At 41.3% G+C, this 23,474-nt stretch carries 15 protein-coding genes; 4 read left to right on the top strand and 11 right to left on the bottom strand.

What is annotated here, in order from left to right:
* Positions 1-28: 28 nt before the first annotated feature.
* Positions 29-490, bottom strand: a complete 462-nt coding sequence (locus tag LKD41_RS01650; RefSeq protein WP_117696967.1) for a GNAT family N-acetyltransferase — start codon at positions 488-490, stop codon at positions 29-31.
* Positions 491-502: 12 nt separating this feature from the next.
* Positions 503-1,558: an N-acetyl-gamma-glutamyl-phosphate reductase gene (argC, locus tag LKD41_RS01655; protein ID WP_227700197.1), complete on the bottom strand. Its 1,056-nt coding sequence runs from the start codon at positions 1,556-1,558 to the stop codon at positions 503-505.
* 315 nt (positions 1,559-1,873) lie between these two features.
* Here argC and LKD41_RS01660 point away from each other — a divergent pair, with 315 nt between their 5' ends.
* The gene (locus tag LKD41_RS01660) at positions 1,874-3,100 is read left to right on the top strand and encodes an argininosuccinate synthase (protein ID WP_022243105.1); all 1,227 of its coding nucleotides are present in this window, start codon (positions 1,874-1,876) and stop codon (positions 3,098-3,100) included.
* Positions 3,101-3,167: 67 nt separating this feature from the next.
* On the opposite strand, the gene pdxR is transcribed toward LKD41_RS01660, so the two are convergent.
* From pdxR to LKD41_RS01680, 4 genes are all read right to left on the bottom strand, one after another.
* On the bottom strand, positions 3,168-4,577 hold the full coding sequence (gene pdxR, locus LKD41_RS01665) for a MocR-like pyridoxine biosynthesis transcription factor PdxR (RefSeq protein ID WP_022243106.1): 1,410 nt from the start codon (positions 4,575-4,577) through the stop codon (positions 3,168-3,170).
* Between the two features lie 12 nt (positions 4,578-4,589).
* Positions 4,590-5,441 carry a DUF2225 domain-containing protein gene (locus LKD41_RS01670; protein WP_022243107.1) on the bottom strand — a complete coding sequence of 284 codons (852 nt, stop codon included), beginning with the start codon at positions 5,439-5,441 and terminating at the stop codon, positions 4,590-4,592.
* A gap of 15 nt (positions 5,442-5,456) precedes the next feature.
* The gene (locus LKD41_RS01675) at positions 5,457-7,127 is read right to left on the bottom strand and encodes a glutamine--tRNA ligase/YqeY domain fusion protein (RefSeq protein ID WP_022243108.1); all 1,671 of its coding nucleotides are present in this window, start codon (positions 7,125-7,127) and stop codon (positions 5,457-5,459) included.
* A 120-nt stretch (positions 7,128-7,247) separates the two neighbouring features.
* Complete coding sequence (locus tag LKD41_RS01680) at positions 7,248-8,108, bottom strand: hypothetical protein (RefSeq protein WP_022243109.1); 861 nt, start codon at positions 8,106-8,108, stop codon at positions 7,248-7,250.
* Between the two features lie 250 nt (positions 8,109-8,358).
* On the opposite strand from LKD41_RS01680, the gene LKD41_RS01685 reads away from it, so the two are divergent.
* The 3 genes from LKD41_RS01685 to htpG all read left to right on the top strand — a co-directional run bounded on the left by LKD41_RS01685 (position 8,359) and on the right by htpG (position 15,882).
* Positions 8,359-12,606 carry a 2-hydroxyacyl-CoA dehydratase gene (locus LKD41_RS01685; RefSeq protein WP_227700198.1) on the top strand — a complete coding sequence of 1,416 codons (4,248 nt, stop codon included), beginning with the start codon at positions 8,359-8,361 and terminating at the stop codon, positions 12,604-12,606.
* 7 nt (positions 12,607-12,613) lie between these two features.
* Positions 12,614-13,570, top strand: a complete 957-nt coding sequence (locus LKD41_RS01690) for a glycosyltransferase family 2 protein (RefSeq protein WP_227700199.1) — start codon at positions 12,614-12,616, stop codon at positions 13,568-13,570.
* A 215-nt stretch (positions 13,571-13,785) separates the two neighbouring features.
* Positions 13,786-15,882, top strand: a complete 2,097-nt coding sequence (gene htpG / locus LKD41_RS01695; protein ID WP_227700200.1) for a molecular chaperone HtpG — start codon at positions 13,786-13,788, stop codon at positions 15,880-15,882.
* Positions 15,883-15,980: 98 nt separating this feature from the next.
* On the opposite strand, the gene LKD41_RS01700 is transcribed toward htpG, so the two are convergent.
* The 5 genes from LKD41_RS01700 to addA all read right to left on the bottom strand — a co-directional run bounded on the left by LKD41_RS01700 (position 15,981) and on the right by addA (position 23,474).
* Positions 15,981-16,970 (bottom strand): peptidylprolyl isomerase, encoded by a 990-nt coding sequence (locus tag LKD41_RS01700; RefSeq protein ID WP_227700201.1) that lies wholly within the window; start codon positions 16,968-16,970, stop codon positions 15,981-15,983.
* 47 nt (positions 16,971-17,017) lie between these two features.
* Positions 17,018-18,421 (bottom strand): NAD(P)/FAD-dependent oxidoreductase, encoded by a 1,404-nt coding sequence (locus LKD41_RS01705; protein ID WP_022243114.1) that lies wholly within the window; start codon positions 18,419-18,421, stop codon positions 17,018-17,020.
* A gap of 18 nt (positions 18,422-18,439) precedes the next feature.
* A complete protein-coding gene (locus LKD41_RS01710) occupies positions 18,440-18,700 on the bottom strand; it encodes a hypothetical protein (protein ID WP_022243115.1) in 261 nt (86 codons plus the stop codon).
* 18 nt (positions 18,701-18,718) lie between these two features.
* On the bottom strand, positions 18,719-19,324 hold the full coding sequence (locus LKD41_RS01715; RefSeq protein ID WP_227700202.1) for a Maf family protein: 606 nt from the start codon (positions 19,322-19,324) through the stop codon (positions 18,719-18,721).
* 532 nt (positions 19,325-19,856) lie between these two features.
* On the bottom strand, positions 19,857-23,474 hold the full coding sequence (gene addA, locus LKD41_RS01720) for a helicase-exonuclease AddAB subunit AddA (RefSeq protein ID WP_227700203.1): 3,618 nt from the start codon (positions 23,472-23,474) through the stop codon (positions 19,857-19,859).

Here is a 23,474-nt window from a genome sequence, read left to right on the forward strand (position 1 = left end):
TCTTAAGCTGTCTGCTTTCCGAATTTATTTATGGATTAAATACAGTTACATTTTCCGGATTCAAATCAAATTCATAATAATTCATATCCTTCCGGAATGTCCAGCCCATATTCTTCCAGAATCCATTGCCCAGCTCATTACTGGTAAATGCCACCAGATTTACTTTGTTGATGCCTTCTTTTTTCAATGCTTCCATTGCCATCATTGCCATTGCTTTTCCAATACCATGTTTCCGGTAATCCTCATGGACGCATACATGATAAAAGCATCCTCTTCTTCCATCCTGTCCGCAAAGAATAGCTCCTACGATTTTTCCATCCATACATGCCACGATACTGGTGTCCGGATTTCTTCGGATAAAACGTTTCACATTTTCTTCCGAATCATCAATGCTCCGGATGCCAAATCCGTGAATGCTCATCCAGAGTGCATGGACTTCATTAAAATCGTCTTCTTTCATTGTTCTTAATATATATGTAGCTTCTGCCATATTCTCTCCTGCTTACGGGAACATCGGTACCAGTTCGAGACCTTCCGATTCCTTTAATCCAAATAATAAATTCATATTCTGAACCGCCTGACCGGCTGCTCCTTTTACCAGATTATCCAGCGCACCCATCATAATCACTCTTCCGGTACGCTCATCTACTACAAAGTTCACGTCTACATAGTTGCTTCCTTCTACCCATTTGGTTTCCGGGCACACACCATCCTCTAATACCCTGACGAATTTCTCGTTCTTATAATATTTTTCATAAGCTGCACGAATCTCTTCTTTGGTTGGATAACTTCCGTCTGCTTTCTTTACCAGTGATGCGTACTCTGTTGCTAAGATACCACGGTTCATCGGAACAAGATGTGGTGTAAAACTGATGGTAATCTCTTTTCCGGCTGCATAACCTAACTGTTCTTCAATTTCCGGTGTGTGTCTGTGGGTTGCCACGCCATATGCCTTCATATTTTCATTTACTTCACAGAACAGATTATTGACCTTTGCTCCACGTCCTGCACCGGAAGTACCGCTCTTTGCATCTACAATCAATGTATTGGCATCAATCAGTCCCTCTTTTACCAACGGATATGCGGTTAAAATAGAACAGGTGGTATAGCATCCCGGATTGGCTACCAGTCTTGCATTTTTCACCTTTTCACGATTGATTTCGCAAAGTCCGTAAACGGCTTCTTCAATAAACTGTGGACTCTTATGCTCAATTTTATACCATTTTTCATAAGTAGCCACATCTTTAATACGGTAATCTGCGCTCAAATCAATTACCTTTGTCTCGGATAAAATCTTCTCATTCAATACAGAGCCAAGGAAACCCTGCGGTGTTGCTGTAAAGATAACATCCACCTGCTTTGCCAGCTCTTCTATATTATCATCGAGGCAGGTATCCTCTACGATTTCAAACATATTACGGTAAACATCTGCATACTTCTTATCTATATAACTTCTGGAGCCATACCACTTAATCTCTACGGAAGGATGTCCCATAAGAATCCTTACCAGTTCTGCTCCTGCATATCCGGTTGCTCCGATAATTCCTGCTTTAACCATTTTTACATCTTCTTTCTTCTTAAGATTATGACACACACGAAATTTGCATGCCATTTACAGTGCATAATTATACATTCGTTTTATACATTATGCAAGTATTATTTTCTGTTTTCACGCTTTTTCAGTTAATTTGTGATTCTATAAGTCTTCTTTTGTTAATATATTATCCGGTTTTTATACATAAATATGTACCCTTTGTATATAATTATGCATTTTTATAAGTATATTATGTATATTTTTTCGCTTGCGTATTTAATTTTTTTGTTGTATATTAGTCCTAGTTAAAAAACATCTGAAGAAAGGATACCTATTATTATGAAAGAAAAAGTTGTTTTAGCGTACTCTGGTGGACTTGATACAACCGCTATCATCCCATGGTTAAAAGAAAATTATGATTATGAAGTAATCTGCTGCTGTGTTGACTGCGGACAGGGTGAAGAGCTGGACGGTCTTGATGAAAGAGCAAAATTATCCGGTGCAACCAAATTATATATTGAAGATATTACAGATGAATTCTGTGATGACTATATTGTTCCATGTGTTCAGGCAGATGCCGTATATGAGAACAAATATCTCTTAGGAACTTCTATGGCTCGTCCTGGTATTGCCAAGAAATTAGTTGAAATTGCACGAAAAGAAAATGCTGTTGCTATCTGCCACGGTGCAACCGGTAAGGGAAATGACCAGATTCGTTTCGAGCTTTCTATCAAAGCACTTGCTCCTGATATTAAAATTATTGCTCCTTGGCGTGATGACAAATGGAAAATGGATTCCCGTGAATCCGAAATTGAATACTGCAAAGCACATGGCATTCATCTTCCATTCTCTACTGACCAGAGCTACAGCCGTGACCGTAACTTATGGCACATCAGCCACGAAGGTCTTGAGTTAGAGGATCCTGCAAATGAGCCAAACTATGACCACCTTTTAGTTCTTGGTGTTTCTCCGGAAAAAGCTCCGGATGAGGGCGAATATGTAACCATGACCTTTGAAAAAGGTGTTCCTACTGCTGTTAATGGAAAGAAAATGAAAGTTTCCGATATCATCCGTGAATTAAACCGTTTAGGCGGCAAACATGGAATTGGTATCATCGATATCGTAGAAAACCGTGTTGTTGGTATGAAATCCCGTGGTGTATATGAAACTCCTGGCGGAACTATCCTGATGGAAGCACATCGTCAGTTAGAGGAACTCGTATTAGACCGTGCTACTATGGATGTTAAAAAAGATATGGGCAATCGTATGGCTCAGATTGTTTACGAAGGAAAATGGTTCACACCTTTACGTGAAGCAGTTCAGGCATTCGTTGAGTCTACCCAGGAATATGTAACCGGTGAAGTGAAATTCAAGCTCTACAAAGGAAACATCATCAAAGCCGGAACAACTTCTCCATACTCTCTCTACAGTGAGTCACTGGCAAGCTTTACAACCGGAGACCTTTATGATCACCATGATGCAGATGGATTCATCACGCTGTTTGGTCTTCCATTAAAAGTTCGTGCTATGAAAATGCAGGAATTAGAAAAAAATAACCAGAAATAGTATTTTCTAACATAACACAAAAGAGAAAGACATTACATTCGACAGCCGCCGATATGTAATGTCTTTTTTATTTATCCAGAATCTCTCTTAATACAGCAAGACCCTGTTCCATTTCATCTTCTGTCAGATTACCATATCCAAGCACCAGTGTCGGAACTTTCTTTTCCTTTGGCTTTTGAATCACATATTCACCCAGTCCATGAATTTCAATATGCTGCTCTCTCGCCTGCTCTACCACCTCTTCTTCCTTCCACTTCACTTCCAGTTCTACCAATACATGCAGGCCGGCATTATCACCGTAAATGCGGCAGACCCAGTCTTCCTGCTTTAAAAGACGCATAAAAGTATCATGCTTATTCTTATAGTTATTACGCATACGGTTCAGATGCCGTTCAAAATGCCCTTCTTCCATAAAATGGCACAATACTTCCTGACTGTTCCGCGGCACCGTACAGGCATAGAAACCACAGGAACTGTGGTACCGCTCCATCAGGGAATGGGGCAGTACCATAAAACTGATTCGAAGAGATGGTGCAATACTTTTTGAAAAAGTTCCTATATAAATCACATGTTCTCCGGTATCATTTCCCCACAAAGCCGGAATCGGCTTTCCTTTATAACGAAACTCACTATCGTGGTCATCTTCTATGATATAACGTTCTTCTCCTTCAGATGCCCACTGTAAAAGTTCCAGCCTTCTTCGCAGCGGCATGACATTTCCCAACGGGAACTGATGGGATGGCATGACATAAACCATATCCGGATTTTCTTTCCGGATAGCCTCCATACAAATTCCATCTTCATCAATTTCTTCTGCCAGCACCCGATATCCCATATTACAGAAAGTATAATATGCCTGCAAATAAGTATAATTCTCCATTGCCACTTTCTTATCCCGCCCCATAATCTGAGCTAACAATAACAGAAGATACTCATTACCGGCACCAAGAAGAATCTGTTTTTCATCGCAGACTACCCCTCTCGCCTGATAGAGATAGCGGCTGATTGCCGTTCTAAGATTCAGTTCTCCCTTCGGATTTCCCGAAAGCAATAAATCCGGGTTATCCTCCGGCACTACACTCTTATGCATCCGATACCATATTCCATAGGGAAAATGCTTCCGGTCAATCTCATATGGAGAAAAACTGATTTCATACTGCTTTTTCTGCCGCTCCATGAGTCTTCCCTCTTCTGGCTTTTCCTGTCCACGGCTCAGCTGATACAGCATGCTGATATCGCATACAAAATAGCCTGCACAGGGTTTTGGTTCAATATACCCCTCTGCTGTAAGCTGTTCATATGCCAGTTCCACGGTACTCCTGCTGATTTGCAGATTTTTGGCCATAAAACGAGTAGACGGTAATTTTTCCCCCGGGGAAATCTTACCGTCTGCTATATCCTTACGAATATATTCGTAAATCTGCTCATAAAGTGCGTGTGGAGAATCCGGCTGTAAATCAATCCATAATTCCTTCATCCCGTTATCCACCTATCGGTTTTTCTTAAGCTCTTTTAAAATAATTTCTTTTAATTCCAAGGATTTATCCTTAATCTTACGATTTGCACTTGCGGAACTCAAAACACGGCTTAAGCATTTTGATGTTACATCATACTGCTTATAATGGAATGCCATATTTGCAAGAAGATAATCCATAGTACTCTGATCCATTCCACAAATCGGGAACATCTCTGTACTTACTGCCTTCATCATGCCATCATAGGCCTCTTTATAGAAAGATTCCTCTTCCTGTCTGCAGGCTGCTGCCTCTTCTTTTTTACCGGCAGTCTCTAATTCCTCTGCTTTGGTGCGAAGCAACCATGCAAGAATCAGACAGTTATATGCTTTTTCACTGGTTCTCGCTTTCTTTACCATCGAATTAAACAGGGATAACTTATGCATTTCAATTGCCTTATCATAATCCCATGTTGCATCGTCAGATGGTGCCTGCGGATGAAAATTCCGGCTAATCTGTTCCTTAATCAATTTAATCTGACCCATGGTAATATGTTCAAAATAACGATTCAGTGAAGTATATCCGCAATTCGGGCAGGATGCCACATCATATTTCAAAGAATCCACATACTGCTGTCTCGGTCTCAAATCTGCATCCGGCTCCAATCGCTTCACCTTACCGGCTTTTACCATTTTCGTCTTAAATTCTTTATCACATACCGGGCAGCGCACGGTCTTATCTAAAAGGAAATCCTCTTCCTTTGGCTGTACTACGGCTGTTTCTACTTTTTCTTTTGTTTTCTTTTCTGCTGCTTTCTCATCGGCATAAAGGTCTGTACTGTCAGTTGCCTTTATTCCGAATTTTTCCAATCCAGAAAATAAATTCATATCTATTCCTCCGCTCTACTGCTGAGCTGGCAGTTTATAAGAACTCTTTAGTGAAACGATGCGGTTAAATACCAGTGCATCTTCTTTTGAATCTTTCGCGTCTACACAGAAATATCCCTGTCGTACAAACTGGAAGCTGTCATATCCTTTTGCATCTGCAAGACCTGGCTCTACATAGCACTCTTTTAATACGGTAAGAGAATTCGGATTTAAGTTCAGGCTTCCGTCTTCGTTATATACGCCCAACTCTTCGTCCACAATATTCTCGTATAATCTTACTTCTGCTTTCACTGCGGTTGGTGCTGCTACCCAGTGAATGGTTCCTTTTACCTTTCTTCCATCCGGGCTGTTTCCGCCTCTGGATTCCGGGTCATAGGTACAGTGAATCTCTGTCACTTTTCCGTTCTCGTCTTTTACAAAGCTGTTGCATTTCACAAAATATGCATGCATCAGACGCACTTCGTTACCCGGGAACATACGGAAATATTTTCTCGGCGGTTCTTCCATGAAATCTTCTCTGTCAATGTAAAGTTCTCTTGCAAACGGAACCTTACGGCTGCCTAGAGCTTCATTTTCCATATTATTGACCACATCAAAGTATTCTATCTGATCTTCCGGATAATTGTCAATAATAACCTTAATTGGATCTAATACTGCCATCACGCGGGAACGTTTTAATTTCAAATCCTCACGGATACAATATTCTAACATTGCATAATCTACCGAACTGTTTGCCTTGGAAACGCCGCACAGCTCTACAAACATTTTAATAGACTCCGGTGTAAAGCCTCTTCTTCTCAAAGCGGCAATGGATACCAGACGCGGGTCATCCCATCCATCTACAATATGCTCCTCTACCAGCTTCTTAATGTAACGCTTACCGGTTACCACATTGGTAAGATATAATTTTGCAAACTCAATCTGCTTTGGTGGATTCTCATACTCTAACTCACGGACAACCCAGTCATATAAAGGTCTGTGGTCTTCGAATTCCAGCGTACAGATAGAATGTGTAATTCCTTCAATGGCATCCTCGATTGGATGTGCAAAATCATACATCGGATAAATGCACCATTTATCCCCTGTATTCTGATGAGTCATATGTGCCACACGGTAAATAACCGGGTCACGCATATTCATATTTGGAGAAGCCATATCAATTCTGGCACGCAATACCTTCTCACCGTCTGCATACCTGCCATCTTTCATTGCTTCAAACAGTTCTAAGTTCTCTTCTACACTTCTACCGGCTGACGGATCTTCTTTTCCCGGCTCCTTTAAGGTTCCGCGGTACTCGCGCATCTCTTCTGCGCTTAAGTCAGAAACATATGCTTTCCCTTTCTTAATCAGTTTTACAGCTGCTTCATACATCTGGTCAAAATAATTGGATGCGAAAAACAATCTGTCGCCCCAATCCGCACCCAGCCATTTAATATCCTCTTTGATTGACTCTACGAATTCGCTTCGCTCTTTGGTCGGATTGGTATCGTCAAAACGCATATTAAATAAGCCGTTATATTCCTGTGCAAGTCCATAATTTAAAAGAATAGATTTGGCATGTCCGATATGCAAATAGCCATTTGGCTCCGGTGGAAATCTGGTATGCACCGTTTTGCAATGTCCTTCTGCTAAATCTTTGTCGATAATCTGCTCAATAAAATTCTTGGAGACAGCTTCGTTTTCCATTTTGTCTTCCTCCTGGGTTCGTTTCTTCACTAATATATCTATTATAAAGTCAAACGTCCGCTAAATCAATAACGATTTTTGGAGTTCCGTCAAAATGTTGTCCGGTCGCGTTTTCCTTTTCTAGCTGTGCTTAATATGCTGATGAGTAAACAGATGATCCTGACAATATTCGTAATTGCCATCGCACTTGGAGCAGAAACGGAATTCCAGGTTTGGATCATCCAGCTCGGTTCTTCCACAGACTGCACATTTATGCTTTGTCACCATGCTGCCTCTCCTCGGCTCCCGCATCTGAGCCTTAAATACCTGCTTCCGGTGAATTTCCTTCGGGGATACCCTTCTGTAATTTCTGGTAGACAGGAAGAAAATCAGGAAGTTTAAAATAGACATAATGATAGCAATTCTTCCGCCCCAGCTGGTTAAAATCAGATTAATTGCAATCAATACTGCGTATACCACTGCCATCCACTTCATTTTTACCGGAATAATAAAGAACAGTAAAATCTGCATTTCCGGATACATGACCGCAAAGGCAAGGAATATGGTCAGATTGATATAATTCGTAGTGAAAGTAAGGCTTGAAATCAATGAAATTGTTTCTAAGCTTCCTGTTCCGGCTGCTGCATATATTCCATATAAAATAAACGCTCCGATTACGGTAAATAACATTCCGCCGAAAATATAAACATTAAAACGGAACGTGCCCCAGCTCCGTTCCAGTGCAGAACCAAGCTGATAATAAAGAAGCGCCATAATCAGCAGTGAGAATACTCTGGTATCTGTCGGCATCAGAATCCAGGTAATCAGTCTCCACACCTGTCCATGCAGAATATGATAAGGGCTTAAGGTCAGCATCAACATAAAGTTCGGATTTACTGTATAAATCACAAATCCGATGCAATATGCTGCAATCAGATAAATCATCAGATTCGGGATTGCGTATTTTCCAATTTTGCGCTCCATTTTATTCAAAAAATTCATATTACACCTCATATTTCATAAATTAGTTTATTGCAATCTGTCTACTATTATAGAAGTATCCCCAAAGATTTGTCAACGACACTGGGATTTCTTCATAAAAATTTCAGATTCCCCACTATTTCTAAACAATCCATAAATTCTTTTATTAGGAATTGTTTTTTGAAAAATACTGTCGTATAATGGATTTTGTTTTGGAATTTATGAAACACATTATTAATATGAAGTAACAGACTAATACAGGGTGATTATTATGGAAAACAAAAATCTTAACAAACTGGGAATAGACATCGGTTCCACAACCGTTAAAATTGCTGTTCTTGGAAAAAATAACGAGCTGCTGTTTGCAGACTACGAAAGACATTTTGCCAATATCCGTGAAACCTTAACGGATTTATTAAAAAAGGCATTTGATAAGCTTGGGAATTTAAAGCTGGCACCGATGATTACCGGTTCCGGCGGACTTACCCTTGCCAAACATCTTGGCATTCCGTTTGTGCAGGAGGTTATTTCCGTATCTACTGCCTTACAGGACTATGCGCCACAGACTGACGTTGCCATTGAGCTTGGTGGCGAGGATGCCAAAATTATTTATTTTGAAGGTGGTAATGTGGAGCAGCGTATGAATGGTATCTGTGCCGGTGGTACCGGTTCCTTTATTGACCAGATGGCATCTTTGATCCAGACAGATGCATCCGGTCTGAATGAGTATGCCAAAAATTATGATGCCATCTATCCGATTGCTGCACGATGCGGTGTATTTGCAAAAACCGATATCCAGCCATTGATTAATGAAGGTGCTACCAGAGAGGACTTATCTGCTTCTATTTTCCAGGCAGTCGTAAACCAGACCATCAGTGGTCTTGCCTGTGGAAAACCAATCCGTGGTCACGTTGCTTTCTTAGGTGGACCACTGCACTTTCTTTCTGAATTAAAGGAAGCTTTCATCCGCACCTTAAAACTGGATGATGAACACATTATTGCACCGGAAAATTCCCATCTGTTTGCAGCCATTGGTTCTGCATTAAATTATAAAGAAGATGTCACTTACGATTTATCCGATATTTTAGACAAATTGTCTTCTGATATTAAAATGGAATTTGAAGTAGCCCGTATGGAGCCTCTTTTTGCAACCCAGGCTGACTATGACGCCTTTACTGCCCGTCATAACGGACACAATGTAAAGACAGCGGACCTTTCTACTTACAAAGGAAACTGCTATCTTGGAATTGATGCCGGTTCCACCACAACCAAAATTGCACTGGCAGGAGAAGACGGTTCTCTTCTCTATTCTTTCTATAGCAGCAACAACGGAAGTCCTCTGGCTACTGCAATCAAATCCATCAAGGAAATCTATTCCTTATTACCGGCGGATGCACATATTGTACACTCCTGCTCCACCGGTTATGGAGAGGCTTTATTAAAAGCTGCCCTTATGTTGGATGACGGTGAGGTAGAAACCGTTGCCCACTACTATGCAGCGGCATTCTTTGACCCGGATGTAGACTGTATCTTAGACATCGGTGGTCAGGATATGAAATGCATCAAGATTAAGAACCAGACCGTTGACAGTGTTCAGTTAAATGAAGCCTGCTCTTCCGGATGCGGTTCCTTTATCGAGACTTTTGCAAAATCATTAAATTACAGTGTGCAGGATTTTGCCAAAGAAGCTTTATTTGCTGAAAACCCGATTGACCTTGGAACCCGTTGTACCGTATTTATGAATTCCAAGGTAAAACAGGCTCAGAAGGAGGGTGCAAGCGTTGCTGATATTTCCGCCGGTCTTGCTTATTCCGTTATCAAGAATGCTCTTTTCAAGGTTATCAAGCTTTCCGATGCAAAGGATTTAGGTGAGCATATCGTAGTTCAGGGTGGAACCTTCTACAATGATGCGGTACTCCGGAGTTTTGAAAAAATTTCCGGCTGTGAAGCAGTAAGACCTGATATTGCAGGAATCATGGGTGCTTTTGGTGCTGCTTTAATTGCAAGGGAGCGTCATGAGGAAGGTTACCAGACTTCCATGCTTTCCATTGATGAAATCAATGCACTGACCTTTGATACCAAGCTGACCCGCTGTCAGGGATGTACCAACCACTGTCTTTTAACCATCAACCGTTTCTCCGGCAACCGTTCCTACATTACCGGTAACCGTTGTGAACGTGGACTTGGCAAAGAAAAGAATAAAGAAAATATTCCAAACCTTTTTGAATATAAGAATGAACGGCTTTTTGCTTATCCTCCACTGAAGAAAGAAGAAGCCACCCGCGGAACCGTAGGACTTCCGAGAGTATTAAATATGTATGAGAATTACCCATTCTGGGCAACCTTCTTTGCAGCTTTAAAATTTGAAGTAGTACTCTCTCCACAGTCAACCAGAAAGATTTACGAGCTGGGTATTGATTCCATTCCAAGCGAGTCCGAATGTTATCCGGCCAAGCTTGCCCACGGTCATGTATCCTGGCTGATTCAGCATCAGGTAGATTTCATTTTCTACCCATGTATTCCTTATGAAAGAAATGAATTCCCGGATTCTAACAATCACTACAACTGCCCGATTGTTACATCCTATGCCGAAAATATCAAGAATAATGTAGATGAAATTACTTCAGGTCAGGTTCGTTTCTTAAATCCGTTTATGGCATTTACCAACCTTGACGTTCTGACCGAGCAGTTAGTACATACCTTTACCGAAGAGTTCTCCATTCCGGCAGAAGAAATCAAAGCTGCCGCGAAAACTGCATGGCAGGAGCTTTCCAATGCCAGAGAGGATATCAAGCACAAAGGAGAAGAAACTTTAGCATATTTAAAAGAGACTGGAAAACGTGGTATTGTACTTGCCGGCCGTCCATATCATGTGGATCCGGAAATCAACCATGGTATTCCGGAACTGATTAATTCCTATGGTCTAGCTGTACTTACAGAGGATTCCGTAGCACATCTCCATGAAGTAGAGCGTCCGCTTATTGTTATGGACCAGTGGATGTACCACTCCAGACTGTATGCTGCAGCAAACTTTGTAAAGACACAGGATAATCTTGATTTAATCCAGTTGAATTCCTTCGGTTGTGGATTAGATGCCGTTACAACAGACTGCGTCAATGACATTTTAAGCAAATCAGGCAAGATTTATACCTGCCTGAAAATCGATGAGGTAAATAACTTAGGTGCCGCAAGAATCCGTATCCGTTCTCTTCTTGCTGCTATCCGTGTCAAAGAAAAACGTCAGGAAAAACGTACCATCGTTCCCGCTAACTTTAACCGTGTAGTATTTACCGAAGAGATGCGTGACAGTTACACAATTCTCTGTCCGCAGATGTCACCGATTCATTTCGAACTCTTAGAGCCTGCTTTCCAGGCTGCCGGATATCATCTGGTTGTACTTGACAATGATAACCGTGACTCTGTAGATGTAGGATTAAAATATGTAAATAATGATGCCTGCTACCCTTCCCTTATGGTTGTCGGTCAGATTATGAGTGCTGTTATGTCCGGAAAATATGACATGACAAAGACTGCAATTTTAATCTCACAGACCGGTGGTGGATGTCGTGCCAGCAACTATATCGGATTTATCCGCCGTGCCTTGGAAAAAGCCGGTTATAAAGACGTTCCGGTTATTTCCATCAACTTAAGCGGCTTAGAGAAAAACCCTGGCTTTAAGTTCACACCACAGCTTATCCAGCACGGTCTTTATGCCCTGGAGTTTGGCGATATTTTCATGCGCTGTCTCTACCGCACCAGACCTTATGAGGAAGTACCTGGTTCTGCCAATGCACTTCATGAGAAATGGAAAGAACGCGTCATTGCATTTATTTCCAGGAAGGGCTTTGTCTCCCACCGGAAATACAAAAAGATGTGCCGTGAAATCATCCGTGACTTCGACCGTCTTCCGATGAAAGACATTAAGAAACCTAAGGTTGGTGTCGTTGGTGAGATTCTGGTTAAATTCCTTCCAGCCGCAAATAATTATCTGGTAGACTTACTGGAGTCCGAAGGTGCTGAGGCTGTTGTTCCTGACCTTACCGACTTCCTGCTCTACTGCTTCTATAACCAGAACTTTAAAGCAGAACACCTTGGCATGAGCCGGAAATCCGCAAGAGTCTCAAACCTCGGTATCAGATTTTTCGAATGGCTCCGTTCCGCTGCCCGTGACGAATTTGAAAAGAGTGAACACTTTGATCCACCTGCCCACATTGAAACACTGGCAAAATATGCTTCTGAGATTGTATCCCAGGGTAACCAGACCGGTGAAGGCTGGTTCTTAACCGGTGAAATGTTAGAGCTGATTCATACCGGAACCAATAATATCGTATGTACACAACCATTTGCCTGTCTGCCAAACCATGTGGTTGGTAAAGGTGTTATCAAGAAACTGCGTCACCAGTACCCTCTTTCTAACATCGTGGCTATCGACTATGACCCGGGTGCCAGTGAAGTAAACCAGTTGAACCGTATCAAACTGATGCTCTCTACTGCCAACAAGAACCTTGCAAAGGATTGATTCTTTTATGCAAACAATGACGATTATTGTACCCTGCTATAACGAAGAAGAAGCACTTCCGTATTTTTACGAAGAGATTTCAAAAATCAGACAACAGCTTACAGAGATTTCTCTTAAGCTGCTGTTTATCAATGATGGCTCAACGGACAATACCCTTGCCATCCTAAAAAAGCTTGCTTCTTCCGATAGCAGTGTATATTATATTTCCTTTTCCCGTAATTTTGGAAAAGAAGCGGCTATTTATGCCGGTCTGAAAAATTCAACCAGTGATTATACTGCCATTATGGATGCAGATTTACAGGATCCGCCTTCCCTGCTTCCTTCGATGCTTCATGCCATCCTGGAAGAAGGCTATGATTCGGTTGCCACACGACGGGTAAACCGCAAAGGAGAACCGCCTGTCCGCTCTTTCTTTGCCCGGATGTTCTATAAGCTTATCCGCAAAATGTCCGATACAGATATCGTAGATGGTGCCAGAGATTTCCGGTTGATGAACCGTCCTTTTGTTGATGCATTGTTAGAATTAAATGAATACAACCGCTTTTCCAAGGGGTTATTTGGCTGGGTCGGTTTCCGTACCAAATGGATTGAATTTGAAAATACAGAGCGGATTGCCGGAGAAACCAAATGGTCTTTCTTCCAGCTGGTCCGCTACTCCTTGGACGGAATGATATCCTTCTCTACAGCTCCGTTGAAGCTTGCATCCTTTACCGGAATGTTTATGTGTATCATTTCCTTCCTTGCCATTATCTTTATTATTGTAAGGCAGCTTTTATTCGGTGGCTCCGCTTTCGGCTGGCCGTCCATGGCATGTATCGTTATCTTTATCGGAGGTATCCAGCTTCTGTGCATCGGAATCTTAGGTTCCTACCTTTCCCGCACTTATATGGAGGTTAAAAAACGGCCTATTTATATCTGCAAGGAAAGCAATTTAAGCCCAGATAAAGCTGTTAAATCTGAATGAAAAATGATTAAAAAGAAAGTTTATAAACTTTTAAGAAATCCGCAACGTCCAATAAATACTGGTGTTGCGGATTTTTGTTAGCACTCTTTTTTAAAGAGTGCTAATTTTCTATTGACTTTTAAATTTGCAAAGTATAATATTTCTATTAGGATTTGTAGTCTGACACTACAAAATAAAACAAGAAATTATATAGAGAAAGAAAAGGAGTGTTTTAAATGAGTAATAAACATGGAAATTTATCAATTAGCAGCGATAACATTTTTCCGATTATAAAGAAATGGATGTATTCCGATCATGATATTTTCTATCGTGAACTGATTTCCAATGGCTGTGATGCCATTACCAAATTAAAGAAGCTGGAAATGATGGGCGAATATACCCTTCCAGCCGATTATAAGCCTGAAATCCACGTTATTGTCAACCCGGACGATAAAACCCTTACCTTCATCGATAACGGTCTTGGAATGACCGCTGACGAGGTAGAAGAATATATCAACCAGATTGCATTCTCCGGTGCTACCGATTTTCTGGAGAAATACAAAGATAAAGCCAATGAAGACCAGATTATCGGTCATTTCGGACTGGGCTTCTATTCTGCTTTCATGGTTGCAGATGAGGTTCACATTGATACCCTTTCTTATAAAGATGGTGCTACTGCTGTTCACTGGGAATGCGATGGCGGCACAGAATTTGATATGAAAGACAGTGACCGTACCGAAGTCGGCACCAAAATTACTCTTTTCTTAAATGAAGATTCTTTGGAATTTGCCAACGAATATCGTGCAAGAGAAGTCATTGAGAAGTACTGCTCTTTCATGCCGGTACCAATCTATCTGACCAAGGCAAATGCCGAGCCACAGTATGAGACCATCCAACCGGAAGATAAATTAGATACCGATACTGTCATTGAAACAATCGTTGAAGAAGCAAAGACAGAAGAAAAAGAAAATGAAAATGGCGAAAAAGAAGTCGTAGAAGTATCTCCAAGAACCGAAAAGCTTAAGATTTTAAAACGTCCGGTTCCATTAAATGATACAAACCCACTTTGGACTAAGACTCCGAGCGAATGTACCGATGAAGAATACAAAGCTTTCTACCGGAAAGTATTTATGGATTATAAAGAGCCTTTATTCTGGATTCACCTGAATATGGACTATCCATTTAACTTAAAAGGTATTCTGTACTTCCCGAAGATTAATACGGAATACGATTCCATCGAAGGAACTATTAAATTATATAATAACCAGGTATTTATCGCAGATAACATTAAGGAAGTGATTCCGGAATTCTTAATGCTCTTAAAGGGCGTGATTGACTGTCCTGACCTTCCGCTTAATGTTTCCCGTAGTGCTCTGCAGAACGATGGCTTTGTAAAGAAGATTTCCGATTACATCAGCAAAAAAGTTGCAGATAAATTAATCGGTATGTGCAAGACCGAAAAAGAAAGCTACGAAAAATACTGGGATGACATCAGCCCATTTATCAAATTCGGCTGCTTAAAAGATACCAAGTTCTGTGACAAGATGAATGATTACATTCTCTTTAAAAACTTAGATGATAAGTACCTTACTCTTCCGGAGCTTCTGAAAGAAGACGAAAAAGCAGATGAAAATACGGAAGGTAGTACCGAAAATACCGCTTCTGACAATGCTTCTGATGCTGATAAGACCGCTGATACTGCTTCTGACTCAGAAGAAAAGGATGAAAGAAAACCGATTTACTATGTTACCGATCCGGTTCAGCAGGGACAGTATATCAAGATGTTCAAGGAACAGGGCATGGATGCAGTTATCTTAAATCACAATATCGATACCTCCTTCATCAGCCAGTTAGAGCAGCGTAATGAGAAATTCAAATTCATGCGAATCGATGCAGACCTTACCGATTCCCTGAAAGAGGAAAATGCTGAGGATGCCAAAGAGGCAGAAGAAACCCTGTCCAAAGTATTCAAAGATACTTTAAAGAATGATAAGCTTACGATTAAAGCTGCCAAACTGAAAAATGCCGACATTGCTTCTGTTATTACTCTCTCCGAGGAAGGCAGACGTATGCAGGATATGATGAAAATGTATGCCATGAATGGCATGGGCGGTATGGATACTTCCATGTTTGCGGCAGACCAGACACTGACCTTAAATACCAGTCATCCTCTGGTCCAGTACATCTTAAATCACAAAGATTCCGAGCATGTACCAATGTTCTGTCAGCAGCTTTACGATTTAGCTGTTTTAAGCAACCAGCCATTATCCGTAGATGCTATGACAAAATTCATCCAGCGTAGCAACGATATCATGATGCTGCTGGCAAAATAAAAGTTCAAGAAGAACTACCCAAAAGGGAATCTGATTTTCATCAGATTCCCTTTTATAGTTGCCAGCGGCAGATTCTGTAGATTTTTTCTACTATTGTTCTACTCTTCTAACTGATAATACTTATCCAGCACTTCAAAAAAACTGTTGGTGGTTATGGTTCCGTCTGTTTTAAGTTCCAGTTCATCCCAGACTTTTTCATTGAGGCTTGAAGATAAGTCTGCCACAAAAGCGTCATATTCGTCATTAAATGCTTCTTTCTCACGTTTTTTAACAATCTTAACCTTATTTGCATCCGTCAGCTCCTGATTGAATTTATTGATGCACTTGATAAAATAATAACCATCCTCTGTCGCAATGCTTCCTGATATTTCATCATCATTTAAGTTAAATGCAATATCCTCTACTTCCTTTGGCATCTCATCTCTTCCAAAGGTAATATCAATCTGGGCAGCCTCATTATAATCTGCTGCTACTGTCCGGAAATCCTCTCCATTTGCCAGTCTGGATGCCACCTCTCCTGCACGGTTCTGATCCTTTACATAAATCTGCTGTGCTTCCATGACCCTTGCTTCATCATCACTGACTTCCTCATTGACACCGGTTGTTAAAGATGTATACACCTTGCTTGCCAGTGCATAATTCTCATAGAGTTTCTCTATGGTTGCCTCACTGACATCCATATAACTTTTTTCCTCTTCATTCAATGACTCATAATATTCTTTTGCAGCCAGCTTCAGATTGGTCTTTTCCTCTTTACTTAAAGTAATTTCCTTCTGCTCTGCCAGCTGGTCCATGCAGATTACCCGGGTCATTTCCGATAATGTAACGTCCTTCACATACTGCTCTAAATCATCGGTCTGATACTGCTGTTCCCACAAATCGATTCCATAGACATTTCCATATAGATTCTGGTAGTTACAAAGATATACCTTGGCTTCTGCCAAAGATACCTTTTCATGCTCTATCTTAAAAACTTCATTAGCAGATAAGCCTGTTGTAAATACAATGTCAGTTTTTCCAAGACTGCATCCACCAAGAAATACGGAAATGCTTAAGACCACTGCGGCAATTTTACTCTTTCGTCCCATGAATTTTCTTCCTTTTCTTATTCGAAAACCAATTCTTTGGTATGTTTTTATGCTTCAAGACTCTTTAATATACTTCTTGCCACGCTGATTCCGTTTGCAGATGCCTGCTGTAATCCTCTGGTTACGCTTGCACCATCACCGATGGCACGCAGACCTTTAATGCTGGTTTCAAAATCTTTGCTGACAACAACTTTATTGGAATAGAATTTTACTTCTACACCATAAAGTAATGTTTCATCACTGGCAATACCAGGTGTAACCTTATCCAATGCCTCTAACATTTCTTCGATATCTACCATAATACGATGTGGGAATACCAGTGATAAATCTCCCGGCACTGCATCCTTTAAGGTTGGAATCAGATTGTTTCTTGCCAGACGTTCCTCTGTAGTTCTTCTGCCCCGCTTAAAATCACCAAATGTCTGTACTAAAATTTTGCCATCACAAAGCATATTGGAAAGCTGTGCAATCTGTTTACCATACTCAATCGGAGTCTTAAATGGCTTGGTAAAGTTCTTGGATACCAGCAATGCAAAGTTGGTATTATTTGTTTTCATATCTTTCGACTTGTAAGCATGTCCATTTACAACCGCAAGTCCGTCATCATAATATTCGGTTGCTACTTCCCCGGATGGATTGGTACAGAAAGTACGCACTTTATCGTCAAATGTTGGTGTATGATAAACCAGTTTTGCTTCATAAAGGTTTGTATTTAAGAAATCCATAACCTCATCACGCACTTCCACACGAACACCGATATCAACCGTACCTACCTTTGTTTCAATCTCTTTTTCCTTACAGATATGTGAGAACCAGTCTGCACCTTCACGTCCTACTGCGGAAATGATTTCTTTCGCATAATATGTATCTCCCTTTTCTGTTACAACACCGGTTACGGCATTATCTTCTACCAGAATATCTGCTACCATGGTATTAAAGAGAATCTCCACACCAAGGTCTAACAAATGCTTCTGCAGACGTGCATAAATCTTATATCCTTCTTCTGTTCCAAGATGACGAATCGGACACTCGATTAATTTTAAGTTGGCATTGATTGCTTTTCTACGAATCTCGCGGATTTCTTTTTCTTTATCCACACCATAGACATTGGTGTCTGCACCGAATTTCAGATAAATATCATCCGATTCTTTAATTAAGGATAATGCTTCTTCATATCCTAAGATTTCCGGCAGATTGCCACCTACATCCGGTGATAATGATAATTTACCATCAGAGAATGCACCTGCTCCGGCAAATCCTGTTGTAATTGAACACGGCTGACATCCTACACAGACCTTTGTCTTACGCTTCGGACACTGGCGTTTCTCAATGCTTCTTCCCTTTTCTATCATGAGGACCTTTAAATCCGGTCTTTTTTCCTTTAGTTCATAGGCGCAGAAAATTCCGGACGGACCTGCACCGATAATGATTACATCATAGTTATTGCTCATATTTAATACCCCTTTCGTTTACGCTTCTACCACCAGATATCTGCCATCTGGCAGTGAAAATACTTCTTCTGCTTCTTCAATTTCATGATTACTCATTCCGGATACATCCGCACCGCTTTCGTCTAAGAACTGTTTTACTTCTTTGATGCTGTCACAGATAACCGCCATACAGTCCTCTAAAAACGCTTCTGCCTCTTCTAAACTGTCTGCCACATTTTCATCAAATAACTGTGACTGATGCTCCAAAAAGTAATTCAGACATACCTCATCGTATTCCATTTATTCTTTCCTCCTGTTTTAAGAAAATTTATACACATCAATACCTAATTGTTTTAATTCCTGATAAATCCGGGCAATCGGCAGACCTACTACATTGTTGTAATCACCTTCGATTTTTTCGATAAATGCAGCTGCTTTTCCCTGAATTCCATATGCACCTGCTTTATCCATCGGTTCCCCGGTATCTATGTAACGGTTCAGTTCCTCATCTGTAACCGGATACATGGTTACTTTCGTACATTCATAAAAACTGTATTGTACTTTCTTTCCATCCTCCCGCATCCAGAGCGAAACTCCGGTATATACTTCATGGATACCTCCGGAAAGTCCTTTTAACATTGTAAATGCATCCTCCCGGTTCTTCGGTTTACCAAGCACTTTGCCATCCTTTACCACGACGGTATCTGCTCCGATTACCAGACTGTCCTGTTCTCCTACTTTGGCTTCTATCATCTTCTCATAAATCTCTCCCGCTTTCTGCTTCGCCAGATTCATGACAACCTCAGAAGGCGTATCTCCCACCTGCTTTTCTTCTCCCTGTGCCGGAAATACCAGAAAGGTAAGTCCAAGCTGCTCTAAAAGTTCTTTTCTTCGTGGGGAAGCTGATGCTAAAATTATTTTCACGTTTTTTCTCCTTGTGTTCCGGTATATTATAAGTGAGTGGATGAAAAAGTTTACCGGAAAAGGTTTTGTTTGGAGAACATTTGCTTTTTTCATTGAAATACCAGTAGTTCTTAGGCGTATGTTTTCCTTGATGATAAACTGTCTTTCCGTTGCTTGGACTGACACGTCGCACTGTCCGTTGTCTGCGGATACCGCATACGCCTGTAAGGGGCACTAAGAATTTCGGCTAATATATGAACTTCGTCTGGCAACCGGCACAAATTCACATCCGTGTTCATCTGTGCCTCGCTGGTACATCCCTGTACCAGTGTTGCCTGGTTGCAGACGAAATTCTAAGTGCCCCTAACAAGCCTATTCATGTATCCGCAGGCAGCGAACCGTGCAATGTGTCTGTCAAACATTGGAAAGACTGTATTTATAGAAAAAAGGAAAACATATGCCTTAGAACTTCGGTATTTCAATGGGCAAGCAAATGCCTTCAAACAAAAGCCTTTCCTATACAAACTTTTTCTCCTTCATCGCTTATGACACCTTATACTTCAATTGCCTGATTCAGCCGGAAGGAATAAAGATACTTCTCCTTCACCGGCAGCCGGAATATCCGTTCTAACGCTTCTGCATATAAATCCAGCTGTTCTTTATACATATCCCGCAGCCTTGTGGCACTATCTACCCGGTCTGTCTTATAATCAAGCAGTACGATTCCATCTTCTTCCACCCAGAAAACATCTATGATTCCCTGGATTAAGACCATCTCTTCTTCCATCTCATGATTTCCCATGACAAACGGCTTCTCGCGGAACAAATCATCCCGCATTGCAGCTGCTTTCATACGGGGTGCAAGCTGCGATTTTAAGAATAATTCCACGGATGGTATACGGATTAATTTTTGCATATCCTCAGATACTTTACCCATTTGTACCAGTCCTGTCAACTGCTTTTTTATATTCTCTGCAAATTCATCGGAACGATCCGGCATTTTTGTAAAATCATAGCATTCCATCAGACGATGCATTGCTGTTCCACGCAGTGCTCCCTGATTTACTTCTGCTTTTCCTTCCATAAATGCCGGGACATATGGGGTAGATACTTCTTCTAAGAATTTCGGTGTAACATCCTCTTCTTCCTTTGCTGCAAGCTCCCTCATTGCCCGGTGTTTTAATTCCGATACAGAATATTTTGTCACCAGATGAATGGCATCCGGGTTCGGATACTGATAGGATAATTGTTCCTTTATCTTTTCATACAAAGTATCCGAAACTTCCTCCGCCTGCTGCACACGCTGCCTCAATGACACATGTTCTGTTATCTGATGCGCCGCCTCGTCCTCTAACATGCTCCATGGTGTCACATAGGAAACCTTGTCCCAGCTGCCACTGGCGGCTGCCGCCGGAAGAATCCACTCCAAGAAGGTCTTTGCTTCTGCCCGCTCCTTAAAATTAAGTGCTTTTCGGTTACTTCCGCAATAAATTTCTCTTATCTGCTGCAGCATTTCTTCATCCTTGATGCAGCCCGTTATAATCAATTTTTCTTTGGCTCTTGTAAATGCCACATATAAGACACGAAGCTCCTCACCGAGACTTTCTAATTCTGTCTGCCTTGCAATTACCTTCTTAAAAAATGCAGGTACTTTTATCCGCCTGTCTTCCTCAATAATATCAAGTCCAACGCCAAGGTTCGGATGCAGAATCATCTTGCTGCGGCTATCCTGCTTATTAAAGGATTTGCCCATTCCACTGACAAAGCAGACCGGAAATTCCAGTCCCTTACTCTTGTGTATACTCATTATATTTACTGCATCTTCATTTTCACCCACAAGTTCTGCTTCCCCAAAGTCCACATCATACTTCTGCAGTTCATCAATGTATCTTATAAAATGATAAAGTCCGCGATAACTGGTTTTCTCATAGGCAATGGCTTTCTCTGACAGCATATGAAGATTTGCAAGTCTCTGTCTGCCCGCCGGCAATGCCGATGCATATCTGGCATATCCCGTTTCCTTCAATACCTTCTGCAACAGTTCGTGCATTGGTATATCCATGGTCTGTCTACGAAGTTTTTTATATGTTTCGGAAAAACGTTTTAATTTTGCCCGCATGTCTTCATCCGCTGTTGATTCTTTTTCTGTCAGCTCTTCTTCCGCTTCCAAAAACATCTTTACACACTGATGATACGGCTTGTCCTCTGCCAGTAACCGGAGTCTTGCAAGCTGCTCATCGGAAAGACCTGCCATTGGGGATTTTAATACTGCCGCCAGTGGAATATCCTGTCTTGGATTATCTAATATCCTAAGATAATTTAATACCGTCCTGATTTCTAATGTGGAAAAATATCCGGTTCTTGAAACCGTATGTGCCGGAATTCCATTGGCATTTAAAACCTCTGCAAAAAGATCCGCCCATTCACTTAAACTACGCAGTAAAATTACAATATCGCCATAGCGGACTTTCCGGAATTCTCCGGTTTCTTCGTCTACCACCTCTTCTTTGCCTACCATCTTCCGAATCCGGTCTGCAATTAATTTTGCTTCCAGTTCCTGTTTTGAAATCTGCTGTTTTGTTCCCTCTTCCAGTTCCTGTGTAGTTGTAAGAAGAATCTCACTGTCAAAAGCATCCTCTTTCTCGCCCGCCGGATAATCTGCACCACAATACAATGCCGCCTCATCGGTATAATCCACACCGCCAAGATTCCGTTTCATAATCTGATAGAAAATATCATTGGTAAAAGTAAGCACCGTATCTCTGCTTCGGAAGTTCTTATGCAGATCAATCCGCTGGCAGGGTGCATCTGTTGTCTCATAAGTATCAAACTTTTCCATAAAAAGCTCCGGTCTCGCCAGACGAAAACGGTAAATACTCTGTTTTACATCTCCTACCATAAAAAGATTATTCTGTCCGACCACTTCTCTTGAAATTGCCCGGAGAATCGTCTCCTGCACATAGTTGCTGTCCTGATACTCATCAATCATAATTTCTTCATAGGCATTTTGAAATTCCTTTGCAGTCTCCGTTGGTTTCCCGGTCTCTTCCTCTACCAATATTTCTAATGCAAAATGCTCAAGGTCTGAGAAATCCACCAGATTCTTATCCTGCTTTCTTTCTGCGAAAGCATCGATAAAACGCTCCGTCACTTCAGCTAACGCTTCTGCTGATGGCTGCACCAGAGTGAGCTGCTCTAAGATTTCCTGAAAAGTAAGGGCAAAGCAGTCACTTTTTAACTTTCCGATTCCATCCTTAAGCTTCTTACGTTCTGTCTTTACCTGCTCCTGCTTTTCCGGACTTCCAATATAATCCTTTGTTCTGCCTAATGTTGCAAATTTACATTTTCCTAATTCTTCATAAAAATCCTGATAAGTACTGCAGGAAAGCAATTCCTCCATCAGTTCTACATCCTGCTCACAGGCTTCCTCATACATATAGGGGCCATCGACATCCTGACAAAGTTCATGATAATGCTCTGCCTGCTCTAAATAGCCCTTTACCATCTGCTTCCCATATTCTACCGTCATTTCAATAAAAGGCGCCTGCTCTAATTCCTGCTCTGTTTTTATCTCATAACAGCTTAACGCTTCCCGAAGCCACTGCTTCGGCCATGGATAACTCTGTGCATAGGAATAAAGTTTAAAAATCATATCCCGCACCGGTGCATCACTTCTACTGGTTCCATAACAGGAAATGAGATGCAAAAACCCCGGATGTTTTTCTTCATAACACTGTTCAAACAATCCGGTCATTACATCTTCCCGAAGAAGCTTTAACTCGCCTTCATCTCCAATACGGAAATTCGGCTCCAGACCGATTTCATGAAAATGATTCCGAAGCACATAAAGGCAGAAACTGTCTATGGTAGTAATCTGCGCATTCTGCACCAGTGCAGCCTGCTGCTGTAATCTCACATCGGAAGGATTCTCCTGCAATGCCTTTTCCAAGGCTTTTGCTACACGCTCTTTCATCTGGGCTGCTGCCGCATTGGTGAAGGTTACCACCAGAAGATGGTCAATGTCTACCGGATGCTTCTTATCCAATACCAGCTCTTTGATTCTCTCTACCAGTACGGCTGTCTTTCCGGAACCTGCTGCCGCAGACACTAAGATATTACGGTTTCTTAAATCAATGACCTGCTGCTGTTCTTTTGTCCATGTCATTCCCAT

The organism is Roseburia sp. CLA-AA-H209, from assembly GCF_020687575.1.
Lineage (GTDB): Bacteria > Bacillota > Clostridia > Lachnospirales > Lachnospiraceae > Roseburia_C > Roseburia_C amylophila.

Excerpts from the sequence above, each read along its gene's own strand:
- LKD41_RS01650 (WP_117696967.1), bottom strand. The coding sequence starts at position 490 with ATGGCAGAAGCTACATATATATTAAGAACAATGAAAGAAGACGATTTT.
- LKD41_RS01675 (WP_022243108.1), bottom strand. The coding sequence starts at position 7,127 with ATGGAAAACGAAGCTGTCTCCAAGAATTTTATTGAGCAGATTATCGAC.
- LKD41_RS01680 (WP_022243109.1), bottom strand. The coding sequence starts at position 8,108 with ATGAATTTTTTGAATAAAATGGAGCGCAAAATTGGAAAATACGCAATC.
- LKD41_RS01685 (WP_227700198.1), top strand. The coding sequence starts at position 8,359 with ATGGAAAACAAAAATCTTAACAAACTGGGAATAGACATCGGTTCCACA.
- LKD41_RS01690 (WP_227700199.1), top strand. The coding sequence starts at position 12,614 with ATGCAAACAATGACGATTATTGTACCCTGCTATAACGAAGAAGAAGCA.
- htpG (WP_227700200.1), top strand. The coding sequence starts at position 13,786 with ATGAGTAATAAACATGGAAATTTATCAATTAGCAGCGATAACATTTTT.
- LKD41_RS01700 (WP_227700201.1), bottom strand. The coding sequence starts at position 16,970 with ATGGGACGAAAGAGTAAAATTGCCGCAGTGGTCTTAAGCATTTCCGTA.
- LKD41_RS01660 (WP_022243105.1), top strand. The coding sequence starts at position 1,874 with ATGAAAGAAAAAGTTGTTTTAGCGTACTCTGGTGGACTTGATACAACC.
- argC (WP_227700197.1), bottom strand. The coding sequence starts at position 1,558 with ATGGTTAAAGCAGGAATTATCGGAGCAACCGGATATGCAGGAGCAGAA.
- LKD41_RS01670 (WP_022243107.1), bottom strand. The coding sequence starts at position 5,441 with ATGAATTTATTTTCTGGATTGGAAAAATTCGGAATAAAGGCAACTGAC.
- addA (WP_227700203.1), bottom strand. The coding sequence starts at position 23,474 with ATGGGAATGACATGGACAAAAGAACAGCAGCAGGTCATTGATTTAAGA.
- LKD41_RS01710 (WP_022243115.1), bottom strand. The coding sequence starts at position 18,700 with ATGGAATACGATGAGGTATGTCTGAATTACTTTTTGGAGCATCAGTCA.
- pdxR (WP_022243106.1), bottom strand. The coding sequence starts at position 4,577 with ATGAAGGAATTATGGATTGATTTACAGCCGGATTCTCCACACGCACTT.
- LKD41_RS01705 (WP_022243114.1), bottom strand. The coding sequence starts at position 18,421 with ATGAGCAATAACTATGATGTAATCATTATCGGTGCAGGTCCGTCCGGA.